Origin of the sequence: Vibrio sp. 10N.261.52.A1 (genome assembly GCF_002876325.1) — a bacterium.
Lineage (GTDB): Bacteria > Pseudomonadota > Gammaproteobacteria > Enterobacterales > Vibrionaceae > Vibrio > Vibrio chagasii.
This window is the reverse complement of the sequence record NZ_MCYD01000742.1, coordinates 1-632: the sequence shown is the minus strand read 5'-3', so window position 1 is coordinate 632 and position 632 is coordinate 1. Positions and strand designations below refer to the sequence as shown.

The 632-nt window shown below is 43.4% G+C and carries 1 pseudogene; it reads right to left on the bottom strand.

Going from position 1 to position 632, the window contains the following annotated elements:
* A pseudogene (locus tag BCT81_RS15210) lies at nucleotides 1-400 on the bottom strand (malate dehydrogenase); the annotation flags it as partial.
* Nucleotides 401-632: the final 232 nt, after the last annotated feature.

The window sequence follows — 632 nt, the reverse complement described above, 5'->3', positions numbered from 1 at the left end:
TCTTAAGAACTTCAGCAGCGATTGGCACAGTCGTGTTTACAGGGTTAGTAATGATACCAACACAAGCTTTTGGACATACGACCGCAATTTTCTCTGCAAGAGACTTCACAATGCCAGCGTTCACATTGAAAAGATCCGCACGATCCATACCAGGCTTACGAGCAACGCCCGCAGAGATAAGTACAACATCCGCACCTTCAAGTGCAGGTGTTGGATCTTCACCCGCGTAACCTTTGATCGAAACAGGTGTTGGGATGTGGCTAAGATCGGCAGCAACACCCGGAGTTACCGGTGCGATGTCGTAAAGTGCAAGATCTGAACCAGCAGGTAGGCGATTCTTAAGTAGTAGGGCTAGGGCTTGACCGATGCCACCAGCGGCACCAATAACAGCTACTTTCATTGTTATTCTCCTTGAGAGCTTTCTCTTATAAATTCTTGGTAGGGTAATTCTTGAGCTAAATTAAAGTTAAAAAACTATATTAATCACAAAGTGATTACAATCAATTAACGCCAGCTTTGCGACTTCGCGCAAGTCAGTAAAACCGTGCTACACAGCAAGTTGGCATTATGGCGATAATCGACTGAAATAACAAAATAAGTCGTCGCAAATAACACATTATTCTATTAAATAT